This is a genomic window from Peribacillus sp. YIM B13477, from assembly GCF_042787955.1.
Lineage (GTDB): Bacteria > Bacillota > Bacilli > Bacillales > DSM-1321 > Peribacillus > Peribacillus frigoritolerans.
On the sequence record NZ_JBHZPD010000006.1, the window covers coordinates 40,910 to 56,634 of the forward strand.

The following is a 15,725-nucleotide window of genomic DNA, read 5'->3' on the forward strand; positions in this document are numbered from 1 at the left end:
ATAAGTGAAATCAGTGATATAAAGACTTTAGACATGCTTTTACATCTTGGGAAAAGGGGTCGTACCCCGTTGAGGAGGAGCTGTAATGGAACGTTTTGCTAGTGTGGAGCGAAAGACGAATGAAACGGAAATAAGTTTGAAGTTTGATGTGGATGGGGAAGGTAATTCCTCCATTAAGACCGGCGTTCCGTTTATGACGCATATGCTGGATTTGTTCACGAAACACGGGAAGTTTGATTTGACAGTAGATGCAAATGGGGATACAGACGTGGATGATCACCATACAACTGAAGACATTGGCATCTGCTTGGGTCAGACGTTATTGGAGGCCCTTGGAGACAAGCGCGGGATAAAGCGTTACGGAAATGCTTTCGTACCTATGGATGAAGCACTCGCCCAGGTTGTCATCGATTTAAGCAACCGTCCGCATCTGGAGTTCCGGGCTGAATTTCCGTCGCAAAAGGTCGGTACTTTCGATACTGAACTGGTGCACGAGTTTCTTTGGAAATTCGCTCTTGAAGCCAGGATGAACCTTCATGTAGTCGTTCATTACGGTCACAACACACATCATATGATCGAAGCAATATTCAAAGCGCTTGGCCGTGCATTGGATGAAGCTACGACAATCGATCCACGTGTCAAAGGCATCCCTTCGACGAAAGGAATGTTGTAAATGATCGGGATCGTCGATTATGGCATGGGGAATTTATTTTCTGTAAGTAAAGGTCTTGAGCGCCTTGGTGCCGATTCATTCATTTCCGATGACCCAAAAGAACTTTCAAAGTCGAAAGGGATCATACTTCCCGGCGTTGGCTCTTTCAGGGATGCCATGAGTCTTTTGGAAAAACAAAAGCTTGATGAATTCCTGCGGGGATATGTAGCGGATGGGGGATACCTATTAGGCATCTGCCTTGGTATGCAGCTTCTCTTTGATGAAAGTGAGGAAAATGGACCGGCAAAAGGATTATCCCTCATCCCGGGGAAAGTCGTTCGTTTTAAGGGAGTGGATGCGAATGACCAGGTTTATAAAGTGCCGCACATGGGCTGGAATCGACTTGAATTCAAACACGCATCACCAGTGAATGAGGGGCTGGAAGAGGAACATGTTTATTTCGTCCATTCATACTACGTCGATACAGATGAATCATTCGTTACCGCTTCGGCGACGTATGATGTGGAAGTTCCGGCGATCGTCGGTAAAGGGAATGTGTTCGGCATGCAGTTCCATCCGGAAAAAAGCGGGAATATGGGCATGTCACTCTTGAGAAATTATCTGTCATTAGTAGAAGGGAAGGAAGAAGCATGAGCAACTTTACTATTTACCCGGCGATTGATATGCGCGGAGGCAAATGCGTCCGCTTAATCCAGGGAGATTACAATCAGGAAACCGTTTATGGTGATTCCCCCTTCGATATGGCTAAAAGCTTTGCGGACCAAGGAGCCGGTTGGATACATATGGTCGACCTTGACGGAGCTAAAGAGGGAGTAAGAATCAATGATTCTTACGTAATTAAAGCGGCAAGTGAGTTAGGCGCCCGCATTCAAATCGGCGGCGGCATCCGAACGGAACGGGATATAGCCCATTATCTGGATAATGGAGTGGAACGTGTCATTCTAGGCAGCTCGGCCGTTTCAGACCCTGATTTCACTAAAGATATGATTAGGAAATATGGAAGCCATATCGCTATCGGGATCGATGCGAAGGATGGCAAGGTTGCCACTCATGGCTGGCTTCAAACGTCTGGAACCCTTGCGGTAGATCTTGGCAAACTACTGGCCGATGCTGGTGCCGAGACCTTTATCGTGACTGATATTGCGACGGATGGCATGCTTTCAGGGCCGAATGTGAAAGGAATATTGGCCATGGCGGAGGCAACTGGTAAAAACGTGATTGCTTCAGGAGGCATTAGTTCACTCGAAGACCTTATCACCCTCAAGGAGTTTGAAGCCCAAGGCATTGCAGGGGCTATCATCGGCAAGGCACTTTATACCAACCGCTTTACTGTAGAAGAAGCACTAGAAAAGGTGCGTGGTTAAATGCTCACTAAACGAATTATTCCATGTCTCGATGTAAAAGATGGGCGCGTAGTCAAGGGCATACAATTTGTTTCCCTTAGGGATGCTGGAGATCCGGTCGAACTTGCAGCCTTTTACGATCAAGAAGGTGCCGATGAGCTTGTCTTCCTGGATATTTCCGCATCACATGAAGGCAGGGAAACGATCGTCGACGTCGTTCAAGCGGTAGCGGGCAGCTTGGCAATCCCGTTCACGGTGGGCGGCGGCATTAATTCATTGGCGGATATGAAGAAGATCCTGCGGGCTGGTGCCGATAAAGTATCCCTAAATACAGCAGCCATCCTGCGTCCTGAGTTAATTAATGAAGGTGCTGATTATTTTGGTTCCCAATGTATCGTGGTTGCCATAGACGCCCGATATGATGAAGGGCTTGGGTCATGGCGCGTATATACCCACGGCGGCCGGAAACCGACTGAATGGGAAGTGACCGAGTGGGCGCAGGAAGCCGTATCCCGCGGTGCTGGGGAAATTTTATTGACAAGCATGGATTGTGACGGCGAGAAACAAGGGTTTAATATCGCTTTGACAAAAACGGTATCTGAAGCCGTTTCAGTTCCGGTCATCGCATCTGGCGGGGCAGGCAACGCTGAACATTTCCAGGAAGCCTTCCAAGAAGGTAAAGCCGACGCAGCATTAGCGGCATCGATTTTTCATTATAAAGAAACATCCGTTAAAGAAGTCAAAGCGTTTCTCAAACAACAAGGAGTGGTTGTACGATGAATCTTGAAACTATTAAATACGACGAAAAAGGTCTGGTACCGGCAATTATTCAAGATGCAGGAACAGGCGAAGTGCTGACACTTGCTTACATGAATCAAGAATCTCTGCAATTGTCGATTGAAAAAGGGGAAACGGTTTTCTTCAGCCGTTCGCGCAATGAATTATGGCATAAAGGAGCAACCAGCGGCAATATCCAGAAAATCACCGAAATGAAGTATGACTGCGATCAGGATGCATTGGTCGTGCGGGTCGTGCCTGCAGGACCTGCGTGCCATACTGGTGCAACAAGCTGTTTTAGCGAAACGATTTACCAAAACGGGGAAGCCGGACAAGCCGTGAAGGCGAATGTGACTTTCTTGACGGAATTAGAAAGATTGATTGAAAAAAGAAAATCGGAAATGCCTGAAGGTTCATATACGACCTACCTATTCGATAAGGGCGTTGATAAGATCCTGAAGAAAGTCGGTGAAGAAGCGGCAGAAGTGATCATTGCTGCTAAGAACCGTGATGCAGAGGAACTTTCGATGGAAAGTGCCGATCTCCTCTATCACTTATTCGTTCTTCTTCAAGAGCAGGAGCTGCCTTTCCAAGCAGTGCTTGATGTATTGAAGGCTAGACATGCCGAAAAGGATGAACCGAAAGAAACCGAATGAAATGGTGATTGCCCTCCGTCAATAGGAGGGCTTTTGTGTGTGTTTACGATGGCGGGCAGTGATCCTGAATCAACATATGACAAGGAAAATGCTTCAATTTTTCTTGAAGAAAGCATGATGATTCCTGTTTTCCATTTTCTTGAATTGTTCGGCAAATTTTCTCCAATATGTTATAATACTATGGTTAATCAACTTGTAGATGGAGGATTACATGAGTAAAGACTCTAAATTTGGCCAACAGGCAAAAATTCTAACCTTTCACCCAACAGGTGAGTATTATTTCACCAAGGGTTTAAAAGCTTATCATAGACGGGAATTACCTAAATCAAAGAAATACCTGGAACGTGCGTTGGAACTTGAACCTGCTGAACCGATGATAGCTTGTCAATTGGCTATCACTTGCTCGGAAATCGGTGAATATAATTATTCAAACAACCTTTTGGAAAACATCTTGGATGTGATGGATCCTTATATGTCGGAATGTCATTACTTCCTGGCGAATAATTATGCCCACTTAGGCATGTTCAAGGAGGCTTATCGTCACGCCAGTGCTTATCTTGATAAAGAAGAAGACGGGGAGTTCAGCGATGACGCAGAGGATTTGCTTGAATTGATAACTTTTGAGTCGGATGAGTCAGAAGAAAATCCCTTTAAGCATGATGGGCTCATTACCAAACAGGAACAAGCCCGCGAGTACCTGGAATCAGGCAATTTCCCGAAGGCGATCGAAGTGCTGAAAGAAACGATTGCCGAGTACGAGGATTACTGGTCCGCTTATAATAACCTGGCACTTGCCTATTTCTATCTTGGTCAAGTGAATGAAGCTTTTGCAACACTTGATGAGGTACTGGAAAAAAGTCCGGGAAACCTGCATGCGCTTTGTAACCTTGTTGTATTTCATCATTATCAACAGGATGAGGCAAAGGTTGAAGAGCTCATACAGATGCTGGAGAAAATTAGGCCCATGCTATCCGAACACCGTTTCAAGCTTGGAGCGACCTTCGCTCTGATCGGAAATTATGCTTCTGCATATAATTGGCTTAAAGGACTTCAAAAGCAAGGGTTCGAAGGAGATGGAACCTTCTACTACTGGCTTACCATTTCAGCTTACCACCTAGGCCACGAACAGGCTGCCAAAAAGGCATGGAAAAAGGTCGTGGAAATGAACCCGGAAAAGGAAGGCATGGAGCCTTGGGGAGATATGAATGCAACTTCAGATGGTTTTGAACATCATTTTCCTTCTATTATAAAAAGGCTGGAAAGTGAATTCATCGAAGAAAGGCTTTTTGCCATTTTCCTTCTGAAACATTCGGTTCATAAACAGAAGCTATTGAAAAACCAGGTCCTCAACCTAAACCAGAATTTCACTGAATTGGAACGTGATTATGCCGAACTTGTTCAAGGTCCTGCTAAAGAGCGCCAATTAACACCGATTGATTTTGCCGATCGCACAGCTGAGTTATTATATCAGCATTTCCAACCGATACAATTAAATGAAGCCGGGCTCTATTTAATGTGGTTTTCCGTTTTCATCGAAGCGGTGAAATCCGAGCAGAAGCTAAATAATCCGGCAGGATGGGCATCTGCGGTGGAGTACGTGTGGATTCAGCTTAAAAGTGAGAAGGCGAGCAAACAGGCAATCGCAGACAAACATTTCATTTCGGTGTCCACCTTATCTAAGTACGTGAAGTTGGTTCAAAACTTACTCGGATGAGCAGATATTTGGACGAAAAATTATTTGTTATATAGGATAATAGGTAGGGAACACTAACCGTAGTGAAGGTTCCATTTGTAATGGAATATGGAGGAGTGAAAACATGTCTGAAAAAATTTATGACGTTGTTATTATTGGAGCTGGTCCTGCAGGGATGACGGCGGCTGTCTATACATCACGTGCGAACCTTTCAACATTGATGTTAGAACGCGGAGTACCGGGCGGGCAAATGGCCAATACGGAGGAAGTTGAAAACTATCCTGGATTCGACACTATACTCGGACCTGAACTTTCAACGAAAATGTTTGACCATGCAAAGAAGTTCGGTGCGGAGTATGCCTATGGGGATGTTAAGGAAATCATCGACGGTGAAGAGTATAAAACGATCAAAGCCGGTTCAAAGGAATTCAAAGCACGTTCAATCATCATTTCATCTGGTGCCGAATATAAGAAAATCGGCGTTCCAGGCGAAAAAGAATTGGGCGGCCGCGGTGTATCGTATTGTGCAGTTTGTGATGGTGCATTCTTCAAGCAAAAGGAACTGTTCGTTATCGGCGGCGGAGACTCTGCTGTTGAAGAGGGTGTGTACTTAACCCGCTTTGCTTCGAAAGTGACGATCGTTCACAGACGTGACGAACTTCGTGCTCAAAAGATTCTTCAAGATCGTGCATTTGCCAATGAGAAAATTAACTTCATCTGGAATCACACTTTGAAGGAAATCAATGAAAAAGGCGGCAAGGTCGGCGGTGTCACACTAGTTTCCACTGAAAACGGAGAAGAGACAGTGATGGACGCAGACGGTGTATTCATTTATATCGGAATGCTTCCGCTAACGAAACCATTTGAAAACTTGGGCATCTTGAACTCAACAGGCTATATTGAAACGAATGATCGGATGGAAACACGCGTACCTGGTATTTTCGCTGCAGGTGATGTTCGTGAAAAAACATTGCGCCAAATCGTTACAGCTACAGGCGATGGAAGCATTGCCGCCCAATCCGCTCAGCATTTTGTTGAGGAACTTCAAGAAAAATTGCAGCCAAAGGCTTGATTTCACAAGAATATACAATCGTAATTCCGTTTTAACGATGTTGTAACATGCGTGAAATAATGATTCGGTATAGTAGGGGGTAGAAGTTGACCCCCTTTAATTATAAACGTTTAAAGACACAGAATAAGTTTCTGTGTCTTTTTTTTGTTTTCCTGCTTTGAGACTATATCTTTAGTTCCAATTTTTAGGATGTATCCAGCGGTTTTTAATGTGAAACAAGTCGTTCCTTTGCATTTAGGAAGCGAAAGTGGAGAAGAATAGGAGGTAAGCAGGATAAAGGCTTACCTATGTGATTCCTTGCAATTGAAGATTCCCCCAATGCAGGAAGTTTACTTTATTGTTAGCTTATTTTAAAAATAGTATAATGATAAGATATACTAAACATATATATATCTTTCATAATGGTAAGAAGATGAAAAATACAACTTGTTTGAACTATTAGCATTTGTAGATCGCCAAATGGATATCTAGCGGCGGTTTAAGGATATAAACTGAATCTCTTCAACACGGGGGGTGAAGGTTTCTATTAGTCGAGCAGAGCCAATCGAGGTGAAGAACGTGCAACGTGTCACAAACTGTGTATTGATCAGAGATAATCAAATCCTCTTATTGAAAAAGCCTAGACGCGGATGGTGGGTAGCTCCAGGCGGCAAGATGGAACCTGGGGAATCTGTTCGCGATGCTTGCATTAGGGAATATCGCGAAGAAACGGGCGTTTATTTAAAAAACCCTTCCATCAAAGGTATTTTCACCTTCATCATGAAGGACGGAGATAAAGTTTTATCAGAATGGATGATGTTCACCTTCTTTGCAACGGATTCCGATGGTGTAAATGTGGATGTTTGTGAAGAAGGGGAACTTAGCTGGCATCCGGTTGAAGATGTTAAAAAGCTGATGATGGCTGAAGGTGATTTTCACATCCTGGATTATATGGTTCATGGCAGTGGGATCATCTATGGAACCTTTACCTATACGCCAGAGTTCAAGCTGCTTTCTTACCGGTTGGATCCAGGTTAATTTTTAGAGATAAAAAAGATTGCTATACATGGGGGCGGAGAAACTATGAGTACAGGGCAGATGAGTGAAACGCAATTGGTCATCATTACCGGAATGTCCGGAGCAGGTAAGACAGTGGCGGTTCAAAGTTTTGAAGACCTCGGCTTTTTTTGCGTCGATAATTTGCCGCCCACGCTGTTGCCAAAGTTTTTGGAGTTAATGAAGGACTCCGGGAATAAGATGAATAAAGTGGCTCTTGTCATGGATTTAAGGGGAAGGGAATTTTTTGATTCCTTGTTTCTTGCACTGGATAATTTATCGGATGCAGCTGCAGTATCACCAAGAATCCTTTTTCTTGAAGCTGATGATGATTCCTTGGTACGCAGATATAAGGAAACGAGAAGGACCCACCCCCTTGCTCCATTAGGCCGGCCATTGGAAGGCATTAAAATGGAACGGGAACTTTTGGACGAATTGAAGGGAAGGGCCCAGTTGATCTTTAATACTTCCCAACTGAAACCGCGCGAATTGAGGGAGAAAATCGCTTCGGAGTTTTCTGCTGATAAAAGTGTCGGTTTTACAGTCAATGTCATGTCGTTCGGGTTCAAGCATGGTCTGCCGATAGATGCCGACCTTGTATTTGATGTACGGTTCCTGCCAAATCCATATTATATTGACCATATGAGGCCAAGGACTGGCTTGGAACAGGAAGTGTCTAGTTACGTTTTAAAATGGAGTGAGACGCAAAAATTCTTGGAAAAAGTGACCGATCTGCTCGCTTTCATGCTTCCGTATTATAAACGTGAAGGGAAAGCGCAGCTTGTTGTTGCGATTGGGTGTACAGGCGGCCAGCATCGTTCTGTAGCATTGACGGAGTATATTTCAAACCACTTCAAAAAGGATTACAGGGTTCAAGTATCACATCGCGATATCGAAAAAAGTAAGGGGAAAGCAGATGTTAGATAAAAAGAAACAGCCTAAGGTTGTGATCATCGGTGGAGGAACCGGCCTTCCTGTTTTGTTGAGAGGGTTAAAGAAGCATCCGGTAGATATAACGGCAATCGTAACGGTAGCTGATGATGGTGGAAGTTCAGGCCGCCTTCGCGAGGATATGGATATTCCCGCTCCGGGTGATATTCGTAACGTGCTGGCTGCGTTATCGGATGTAGAGCCCCTTGTTGAACAAATGTTTCAGCATCGCTTTCAAAGTAAAAATGAGTTGTCCGGGCATTCGCTGGGGAATTTGATACTGGCGGCAATGACTTCGCTGACCGGGGATTTCGTCCATGCGATCCAGGAAATGAGTAAATTCCTTAATGTCCGCGGTAAAGTGCTTCCGGCTGCGAATCAAAGTGTGGTTCTCCATGCAGAGATGGATGACGGCACGATTGTTACAGGAGAGTCCAAGATTCCCTTCTCAGGAAAGAAAATAAAAAAAGTGTTCCTGTCTCCTCATCATATAAAGCCGCTTAGTGAAACTCTCCAGGAAATCAAGCAGGCAGATCTTATAGTCATAGGTCCAGGAAGCCTATATACTAGCATTCTGCCTAACTTACTTGTCCCTGGTTTAGGAGAAGAGGTTGCCCGCTCCAAGGCGAAGAAGGTGTACATTTGCAATTTGATGACACAAGCCGGCGAGACTCTGGATTATAGCGCGAGTGATCATATAAAAGCGATATATGACCATATGGGAAATGCATATATTGACAGGATACTTGTTAATAATGAGGAAATACCAACCGAGATTCAGCAGCGCTATCAAGCTGAATATGCCAAACCGGTCATGTATGATGTGGAAAGCTTAAAAATGATGGGTCTTGAAATCATACAAGAACGCATTTTCAGCTTTGAAGGGAATGTAATACGCCATGATACGAAAAAAGTGGCGGATTTGCTTTATAATATGCTTGTAAATGAAACAAAAAGCCACATAGAACCGTAGATATAAGCGGGGACGGTTTTTTGATTGATAAAAATAGATTACCTGCGTTCGATTGGGGGTGAAATGGATGTCTTTTGCTTCAGAAACAAAAAAAGAGCTTACAACATTAGAGGGAAAGGATTGCTGCGGTAAAGCGGAATTGTGTGCGCTTATCCGGATGAACGGATCCCTTTCATTTTCTAATCGGAAGCTTGTTGTGGATATTCAAACTGAGAATGCTGCGATTGCCAGAAGGATTTATACGCTGCTTAAAAAAAGTTATGAGGTCCAGGTCGAGCTGTTGGTCCGTAAAAAGATGAAGCTTAAAAAGAACAATGTATATATTGTCAGGATGTCATCCGGAGGGCAGCGGGTTTTAACCGATTTGGAAATTTTAGGCGATGGCTTTGAAATTCTCCATGATATATCCGATACTATTGTTGGGAAGAAATGCTGTAAGCGTTCTTATCTAAGAGGTGCATTTCTTGCAGGGGGTTCGGTAAACAATCCGGAAACGTCTTCCTATCACCTTGAGATTTTCTCACTTTATAAAGAGCACAATGATGCCCTATGTGAGCTAATGAATAAGTTTGGCTTGAAGGCCAAGACACTTGAACGCAAGAAGGGGTACATCATTTATTTGAAAGAAGCCGAAAAGATTGCCGAGTTTTTAAGTATAGTTGGCGCCCATTCAGCTTTATTAAGGTTCGAGGATGTACGGATTGTCCGTGATATGCGTAATTCAGTGAATCGGCTTGTGAATTGTGAAACAGCCAATTTGAACAAAACGATCGGGGCATCATTGCGCCAGGTTGAAAATATCCATTATATCGAGGATACGGTAGGACTTAGCATTTTACCGGATAAGCTTCGGGAAATTGCGGAGCTTAGGATAGCGTTTCAGGATATAACCTTAAAGGAACTTGGGGAAATGGTATCCGGGGGAACCATCAGTAAGTCCGGGATTAATCACCGATTGCGTAAGATTGATGAAATAGCTGACAGGCTCCGTGGGGGAGAGGCTATTGCTGCGAAAAAATAAAGCTAACAGGGGAGATCAAGATGGTGGAGAAACAAGTTGAGGTAAAATTGAAAACGGGTTTGCAAGCTCGGCCGGCGGCTCTTTTTGTACAAGAAGCTAACCGCTTTCATTCAGATGTTTTTCTTGAAAAAGAAGGAAAGAAAGTGAATGCGAAAAGTATAATGGGATTAATGAGCCTTGCCATCAGTTCTGGAGTATCCGTGAAGTTAATCATCGAAGGACGCGATGAAAAAGAAGCATTAGAAGCATTGGAAGAGTTCGTTCAGCAAGAGGGTTAAAAAAGAGGATGCCTAAATGTGCATCCTTTTCTTTTATCATGTAAAAAAAGGCTCCGGAAGTCGCTTATGGCGATGTCCGGAGCCTTTCTTTTGTTGCAGGATTACTTAGAGTTTTTATCATCAAGAACGCTGCGCGTGATGACTTTGTCAATCAAGCCATATTCAAGAGCTCTTTCGGAAGTCATGAAGTTATCACGTTCCGTATCTCTTTGAAGGACTTCGATAGGTTGTCCCGTACGTTCTGCCAAGATTTGGTTCAGCTTATCTTTCAAGTGAAGGATACGGCGGGCAGCAATTTCAATTTCCGTTGCTTGACCTTGAGCTCCTCCAAGTGGTTGGTGAATCATGACTTCGCTGTTTGGCAATGCATAACGTTTGCCTTTTTCGCCAGCGGCCAATAGGAAAGCACCCATGGAAGCGGCCATACCGATGCATACTGTCGAAACATTAGGTTTGATATATTGCATAGTATCGTAAATGGCCATACCGGAAGTGATGCTTCCGCCAGGGCTGTTGATGTATAGAGTGATATCTTTTTCAGGATTTTCCGCTTCTAAAAATAGTAATTGAGCAACAATGGAGTTGGAAACATTATCGTCAATTGCACTTCCTAGCATAATGATCCGGTCTTTTAATAAACGGGAGTAAATATCGTAGGCACGCTCCCCACGACTTGTTTGTTCGATAACTGTAGGAATTAAATTCATGTTCATTTCCTCCTTCGATTAAGAGAATCATTTAAATTCTTTATGTATGTATGATACACTTTTTGGTCAATTTAGGTCAAACAAAACAAACCCTATTATGGATAATTTGTTCGACAATTTTCTGGCTAAGGCTCCTTCCTGATAGAATGTTTTATATATTATGCCGCACAGGGATGAATTTCCACACTACCCATAATACCCAAATGATAAAGTTTTAAACATGATAACCCTTGCAAAGGAGGGTATTCTATCATATAATGAAGTCTGTTAAAAAAATATTTTCTATTACGCCCTCGTAGTGCAACGGATAGAACGCAAGCCTCCGAAGCTTGAAATGCAGGTTCGATTCCTGCCGAGGGCATTACCAATCTTCTGCTTAATAAAGTGGGGGATTTTTTATTGGTCTTTTTTAGGAGAGTTAAAATTTTTGCCGAATTTGCGCGTTTTCCGTAATATTCCATCGAATCCTGTAATGTCGGTCCTGTCTTGAAAATATTCGCCCACACTATTGAAAAATGGTGATTTTTCAATAAAAGTAGTTGTTAAATTTGCGTTTCTAACATATAGTATTTAAAACAAATAAACTATTCAGAAAAAAATCGTAAGCGTTTTCATGGGTTTTTGTGTAGAATTTTCTCCTGATAATGTAAAATGGAGTGGGGGGAGGGATGAATCGATGAGTATGAATATGAAAGCAGGACTTTTTCAACAGCAAACATTAAAGATGGCAATGACCCAGGAGCTCATGCAAGCTATTACATTGCTGCAATACTCCTCGCAGGAGCTATCGGCTTTTTTAGAAAATAAAATGGTGGAGAACCCATTACTGTCAATAGATCAGCCAACATCTTCTTTATTTCAGCCAACTTTTGACCGCAAAAAAGGTAAACGGACTCTTAAAAATACGTATGATGCAAACTATTGGATTGAACAGATCAGTGAAGATACCATATCGCTGGAACAGCATATCATGTCCCAAGTGAATCACCAGCAGTTTTCCGGTGAGCAGCAAAAGGCAATGCTTCTATTAATTCATAACCTTGATGAAAACGGTTACTTAAGGACTCAGCTGGATGATATATGCATCCCAGGCATATCTCCGGCCGTTTTGGAAGAGTGTCTCTCGATTTTACAGGAACTCGAACCGCATGGCATCGGAGCGAGGAATCTTCAAGAGTGCCTTTTGCTTCAAGTGAAAGCAGAAGGGGAGAATCTGCTGGCAGAATCGATCATAGAAAACCATTTCCTCGATTTTGCTGAAAAGCGCTGGAAAGACCTAAGTAAGAAAATCGGTGTTACACTGAAGGAGATTCAAGAGGTCTTTGATTATGTCCAGACGTTGAACCCGCGTCCGGCATCACTCTTTTTTCAGGAAAAACCTTCTTATATAGTGCCTGATGTGGTCGTGGAAGTTCGGGATGGCATGCTGCTTGTCGGGAATTATGATGGTAACACACCCAATCTTAATGTGGATAAAGGGTATTTAAACCGAATGAAGAGCCATAAGGATCAGGGAGTTCAGCGGTTTATCCAGGATAAGTGGCAGGAATACCAATGGATCTCCAGGGGAATCCAACAGAGAAAAGAAACGATATTGAAAGTTATTCAGTGCATCGTCGAAAAACAGCCGGCGTGCTTTCATCATGGCCTGAACTATTTGAAGCCGATGACGATGAAAGAAATCGCAGACGAACTTGGCATACATGAGTCCACAGTGAGCCGGGCGGTTAAGGGGAAGTACGTACAGACACCATTTGGAACGATAGAGATGCGGATATTTTTCACCACTTCTTTACAGTCGGTCGGCCTTGATGAGGATATGTCGGGCATGCAAGCGAAAAAGAGCCTCCAGGCAGCCATCAATGGGGAAAATAAACAAAAGCCGCTTTCGGATCAAGACTTGGCAGAACGGCTGAAGGAAGAGCATGGAATTATCCTGGCACGCCGAACCGTTGCCAAGTACCGGGAACAATTAGGGATCCCTTCTTCATCTAAACGAAAAAGATATGATTGAAAAGGATGAGTGGTTTTGGAAACGAATGCGTTTGTTTTATATAGTAGGGATAAATGCCCGTTATGTGATAAAGCCAAACAGGTACTCGAAGAAGTGAAAGTGGAGTCAGGCATAGGCTATAAGGAAATCGATATCCATACCGATGATGATTTGCTTGAGAAATTCGGGCTGATGATTCCTGTCGTTGAATGGAAAGATGAAATCGTTCAGTTCGGAAACGTTGATAAATCAGCTCTAAATAGGCTTTTTGAAAAATAATTTTTCAAATCATTTGAAGAAACATTCCGTTCCTGCTAGAATAAAATATGTAGCAGGAATATTTTTTTGTTTTAAGTGGGACAGAAAATGACTACGCGGGACGTTAAATGTCCAACTTAACTTTTTAGGAGTTTTAAATATGCGTACATTACTCGAGGTACAAAGAAAATTATTGCCCGATTTCCTTTTGGTTATGCAAAAAAGATATGATATCCTGCGTTATATCAAAATGATGCAGCCGGTTGGAAGGCGCAGTCTGTCCGTGAGCCTTAATTTGACAGAGCGGACGCTTAGAGGCGAGGTTGATTTTCTGAAAAGTCAGAACCTGGTTAACATCTTCAGCTCTGGCATGACGCTGACTGATGAAGGGATTGAAATCCTGGATAAGTTAGAAGGAATAATGCGTGAAGTAATGGGTATAGACATAATGGAAAAGCAATTGCAGGATTTGTTACAAGTGGATGAAGTCATAATTGTCTCAGGAAATTGTGATGAAACCCCATGGGTGAAAAAAGAATTGGGTAAAGCTTGTGCAAACCGTATGAAACGAGAATGGAACTCAAAGAATATCATTGCGGTTACTGGCGGATCGACAATGGCAGAAGTGGCTAATTCGTTGTCACCTGATGAAGCATCCAGGAAATTGACATTTGTCCCAGCCCGCGGGGGAATTGGTGAAGCGGTGCAGAATCAGGCCAATACGATTGTCGAAAAAATGGCACAGAAGGCTCAAGCCTCTTACAGAGTGTTATATGTACCCGATCAATTAAGCGGTGAGGTTTATGCATCATTTCAGAAGGAACCTGCAATTAAAGAAGTGATTTCCCAAATCAAGTCTGCCGATATGATCATTCATGGAATCGGTGATGCCATGGCGATGGCAGAGAGAAGAAATTCTTCGCCAGAAATGTTAAAGAAGCTGTTAGATGGAAATGCTGTAGGAGAGGCATTCGGTTATTACTACGATGAAAATGGCAAAGTTGTTCATAAAGTTTTGACAGTCGGCATCCAGTTAGATGATCTTAGCCCTGAAAAGCGAGTGATAACTGTGGCAGGTGGCAAAACTAAAGCAAAGGCTATCCGTTCCTACATGAAAGGCGCACCTTCATCGACCGTTTTGATCACGGATGAAGCTGCGGCACAAGAGTTAATTCAGGGGAATTACACCCCTTAATATATTTGCGAACTTAAAAGGAGGAATTTTTCATGGCAGTAAAAGTTGGTATTAATGGTTTTGGACGTATTGGACGTAATGTATTTCGTGCAGCATTGAGTAATCCTGGGGTAGAGATTGTTGCTATTAACGACTTAACGGATGCTAATATGTTAGCGCACCTTCTTCAATACGATACAATTCATGGATCTCTTAATGAAAAAGTAGCAGTTGATGGGGATTACCTTGTTGTTGATGGTCACAAAGTAAAAGTATTGGCTGAACGTGATCCTGCACAATTAGCATGGGGTGAACTGGGAGTAGAAGTAGTTGTTGAATCTACTGGACGTTTCACAAAACGTGCGGATGCAGCTAAGCATTTAGAAGCTGGCGCGAAAAAAGTAATCATCTCTGCTCCTGCATCTGATGAAGATATCACGATCGTCATGGGTGTAAACGAAGACAAATATGATGCAGCAAACCACCATGTAATCTCTAATGCTTCTTGTACAACGAACTGCTTAGCTCCATTTGCTAAAGTGCTTCATGAACAATTCGGAATCAAACGCGGTATGATGACAACTGTTCACTCTTATACAAATGATCAGCAAATCCTTGATTTGCCTCATAAAGATTACCGTCGTGCACGTGCAGCTGCCGAGAATATCATTCCTACAACAACTGGGGCAGCAAAAGCTGTTGCACTTGTCCTTCCTGAACTTAAAGGGAAATTGAATGGTATGGCTATGCGTGTACCTACTCCAAACGTGTCTGTTGTCGACCTTGTTGCTGAACTTGAAAAAGACACAACAGTTGAAGAAGTTAATGCAGCATTCAAAAAGGCTTCTGAAGGTGAATTAAAAGGAATCCTTGAGTACAGCGAACTTCCGCTAGTATCAACTGACTATAACGGTAACCCATCATCATCTACAATCGATGCCCTTTCCACAATGGTAATGGAAGGAAACATGGTTAAAGTATTATCTTGGTATGATAATGAAACAGGATATTCAAGCCGTGTTGTTGATTTGATCGACTATTTGGCTAAAAAAGGATTGTAATTAGAATAATAAAAAAACCTCACCAAGGTGAGGTTTTTTTTATCACAGCTCTAAAAAAACTTGGCAGAAGATGATATTATT

Annotated in this window: 18 protein-coding genes and 1 tRNA gene; 18 read left to right on the forward strand and 1 reads right to left on the reverse strand. The window is 42.9% G+C overall.

All coding sequences use genetic code 11. From position 1 onward, the window contains the following. Positions 1-85: 85 nt before the first annotated feature. The 13 genes from hisB (at position 86) to ACFX4H_RS17915 (ending at position 10,451) form a co-directional block, all read left to right on the forward strand. The gene (gene hisB, locus ACFX4H_RS17855; RefSeq protein ID WP_048688005.1) at positions 86-673 is read left to right on the forward strand and encodes an imidazoleglycerol-phosphate dehydratase HisB; all 588 of its coding nucleotides are present in this window, start codon (positions 86-88) and stop codon (positions 671-673) included. Further along, positions 674-1,306 (forward strand): imidazole glycerol phosphate synthase subunit HisH, encoded by a 633-nt coding sequence (hisH, locus tag ACFX4H_RS17860; RefSeq protein WP_054398702.1) that lies wholly within the window; start codon positions 674-676, stop codon positions 1,304-1,306. It abuts the gene before it with no gap. After that, a complete protein-coding gene (hisA, locus tag ACFX4H_RS17865) occupies positions 1,303-2,037 on the forward strand; it encodes a 1-(5-phosphoribosyl)-5-[(5-phosphoribosylamino)methylideneamino]imidazole-4-carboxamide isomerase (protein WP_034309946.1) in 735 nt (244 codons plus the stop codon). Before hisH ends, hisA begins: the two co-directional genes overlap by 4 nt. Continuing rightward, positions 2,038-2,796, forward strand: a complete 759-nt coding sequence (hisF, locus tag ACFX4H_RS17870; RefSeq protein WP_034309948.1) for an imidazole glycerol phosphate synthase subunit HisF — start codon at positions 2,038-2,040, stop codon at positions 2,794-2,796. Further along, positions 2,793-3,449 (forward strand): bifunctional phosphoribosyl-AMP cyclohydrolase/phosphoribosyl-ATP diphosphatase HisIE, encoded by a 657-nt coding sequence (gene hisIE / locus ACFX4H_RS17875; protein WP_034309952.1) that lies wholly within the window; start codon positions 2,793-2,795, stop codon positions 3,447-3,449. Before hisF ends, hisIE begins: the two co-directional genes overlap by 4 nt. Before the next feature lie 39 nt (positions 3,450-3,488). Next, complete coding sequence (locus ACFX4H_RS17880) at positions 3,489-3,668, forward strand: hypothetical protein (protein WP_063589719.1); 180 nt, start codon at positions 3,489-3,491, stop codon at positions 3,666-3,668. After that, positions 3,661-5,163: a tetratricopeptide repeat protein gene (locus tag ACFX4H_RS17885; RefSeq protein WP_034309958.1), complete on the forward strand. Its 1,503-nt coding sequence runs from the start codon at positions 3,661-3,663 to the stop codon at positions 5,161-5,163. Before ACFX4H_RS17880 ends, ACFX4H_RS17885 begins: the two co-directional genes overlap by 8 nt. Positions 5,164-5,266: 103 nt before the next feature. After that, positions 5,267-6,214: a thioredoxin-disulfide reductase gene (gene trxB / locus ACFX4H_RS17890; protein WP_034309960.1), complete on the forward strand. Its 948-nt coding sequence runs from the start codon at positions 5,267-5,269 to the stop codon at positions 6,212-6,214. Positions 6,215-6,772: 558 nt separating this feature from the next. Beyond that, complete coding sequence (locus ACFX4H_RS17895; protein WP_034309963.1) at positions 6,773-7,231, forward strand: NUDIX hydrolase; 459 nt, start codon at positions 6,773-6,775, stop codon at positions 7,229-7,231. A 45-nt stretch (positions 7,232-7,276) separates the two neighbouring features. Further along, complete coding sequence (gene rapZ / locus ACFX4H_RS17900; RefSeq protein ID WP_034309965.1) at positions 7,277-8,176, forward strand: RNase adapter RapZ; 900 nt, start codon at positions 7,277-7,279, stop codon at positions 8,174-8,176. Next, the gene (locus ACFX4H_RS17905; protein ID WP_034309967.1) at positions 8,166-9,152 is read left to right on the forward strand and encodes a gluconeogenesis factor YvcK family protein; all 987 of its coding nucleotides are present in this window, start codon (positions 8,166-8,168) and stop codon (positions 9,150-9,152) included. The genes rapZ and ACFX4H_RS17905 overlap by 11 nt, the downstream gene beginning before the upstream one ends. A gap of 67 nt (positions 9,153-9,219) precedes the next feature. After that, positions 9,220-10,173, forward strand: coding sequence for a DNA-binding protein WhiA (gene whiA, locus ACFX4H_RS17910; RefSeq protein ID WP_034309971.1), 954 nt, complete (start codon positions 9,220-9,222; stop codon positions 10,171-10,173). 20 nt (positions 10,174-10,193) lie between these two features. Continuing rightward, positions 10,194-10,451, forward strand: a complete 258-nt coding sequence (locus ACFX4H_RS17915; protein ID WP_034309974.1) for an HPr family phosphocarrier protein — start codon at positions 10,194-10,196, stop codon at positions 10,449-10,451. A gap of 101 nt (positions 10,452-10,552) precedes the next feature. Here ACFX4H_RS17915 and clpP read toward each other — a convergent pair whose 3' ends face one another. Continuing rightward, positions 10,553-11,158, reverse strand: coding sequence for an ATP-dependent Clp endopeptidase proteolytic subunit ClpP (clpP, locus tag ACFX4H_RS17920; RefSeq protein WP_034309977.1), 606 nt, complete (start codon positions 11,156-11,158; stop codon positions 10,553-10,555). Positions 11,159-11,447: 289 nt separating this feature from the next. Here clpP and ACFX4H_RS17925 point away from each other — a divergent pair. The 5 genes from ACFX4H_RS17925 (at position 11,448) to gap (ending at position 15,644) form a co-directional block, all read left to right on the forward strand. Further along, positions 11,448-11,519: transfer RNA gene (locus tag ACFX4H_RS17925), tRNA-Arg, on the forward strand. Between the two features lie 315 nt (positions 11,520-11,834). Beyond that, positions 11,835-13,172 (forward strand): RNA polymerase factor sigma-54, encoded by a 1,338-nt coding sequence (rpoN, locus tag ACFX4H_RS17930; RefSeq protein ID WP_222620024.1) that lies wholly within the window; start codon positions 11,835-11,837, stop codon positions 13,170-13,172. Positions 13,173-13,187: 15 nt separating this feature from the next. Continuing rightward, positions 13,188-13,430: a glutaredoxin family protein gene (locus ACFX4H_RS17935; RefSeq protein ID WP_241636559.1), complete on the forward strand. Its 243-nt coding sequence runs from the start codon at positions 13,188-13,190 to the stop codon at positions 13,428-13,430. A gap of 139 nt (positions 13,431-13,569) precedes the next feature. Next, positions 13,570-14,604 (forward strand): sugar-binding transcriptional regulator, encoded by a 1,035-nt coding sequence (locus ACFX4H_RS17940; RefSeq protein ID WP_034309980.1) that lies wholly within the window; start codon positions 13,570-13,572, stop codon positions 14,602-14,604. A 32-nt stretch (positions 14,605-14,636) separates the two neighbouring features. Continuing rightward, positions 14,637-15,644, forward strand: coding sequence for a type I glyceraldehyde-3-phosphate dehydrogenase (gene gap / locus ACFX4H_RS17945; RefSeq protein ID WP_034309982.1), 1,008 nt, complete (start codon positions 14,637-14,639; stop codon positions 15,642-15,644). Positions 15,645-15,725 lie beyond the last annotated feature (81 nt).

Excerpts from the sequence above, each read along its gene's own strand:
- hisH (WP_054398702.1), top strand. The coding sequence starts at position 674 with ATGATCGGGATCGTCGATTATGGCATGGGGAATTTATTTTCTGTAAGT.
- ACFX4H_RS17915 (WP_034309974.1), top strand. The coding sequence starts at position 10,194 with ATGGTGGAGAAACAAGTTGAGGTAAAATTGAAAACGGGTTTGCAAGCT.
- clpP (WP_034309977.1), bottom strand. The coding sequence starts at position 11,158 with ATGAATTTAATTCCTACAGTTATCGAACAAACAAGTCGTGGGGAGCGT.
- hisF (WP_034309948.1), top strand. The coding sequence starts at position 2,038 with ATGCTCACTAAACGAATTATTCCATGTCTCGATGTAAAAGATGGGCGC.
- ACFX4H_RS17885 (WP_034309958.1), top strand. The coding sequence starts at position 3,661 with ATGAGTAAAGACTCTAAATTTGGCCAACAGGCAAAAATTCTAACCTTT.
- hisA (WP_034309946.1), top strand. The coding sequence starts at position 1,303 with ATGAGCAACTTTACTATTTACCCGGCGATTGATATGCGCGGAGGCAAA.
- rapZ (WP_034309965.1), top strand. The coding sequence starts at position 7,277 with ATGAGTACAGGGCAGATGAGTGAAACGCAATTGGTCATCATTACCGGA.
- ACFX4H_RS17940 (WP_034309980.1), top strand. The coding sequence starts at position 13,570 with ATGCGTACATTACTCGAGGTACAAAGAAAATTATTGCCCGATTTCCTT.
- gap (WP_034309982.1), top strand. The coding sequence starts at position 14,637 with ATGGCAGTAAAAGTTGGTATTAATGGTTTTGGACGTATTGGACGTAAT.
- rpoN (WP_222620024.1), top strand. The coding sequence starts at position 11,835 with ATGAGTATGAATATGAAAGCAGGACTTTTTCAACAGCAAACATTAAAG.
- hisB (WP_048688005.1), top strand. The coding sequence starts at position 86 with ATGGAACGTTTTGCTAGTGTGGAGCGAAAGACGAATGAAACGGAAATA.
- whiA (WP_034309971.1), top strand. The coding sequence starts at position 9,220 with ATGTCTTTTGCTTCAGAAACAAAAAAAGAGCTTACAACATTAGAGGGA.
- ACFX4H_RS17905 (WP_034309967.1), top strand. The coding sequence starts at position 8,166 with ATGTTAGATAAAAAGAAACAGCCTAAGGTTGTGATCATCGGTGGAGGA.
- trxB (WP_034309960.1), top strand. The coding sequence starts at position 5,267 with ATGTCTGAAAAAATTTATGACGTTGTTATTATTGGAGCTGGTCCTGCA.
- hisIE (WP_034309952.1), top strand. The coding sequence starts at position 2,793 with ATGAATCTTGAAACTATTAAATACGACGAAAAAGGTCTGGTACCGGCA.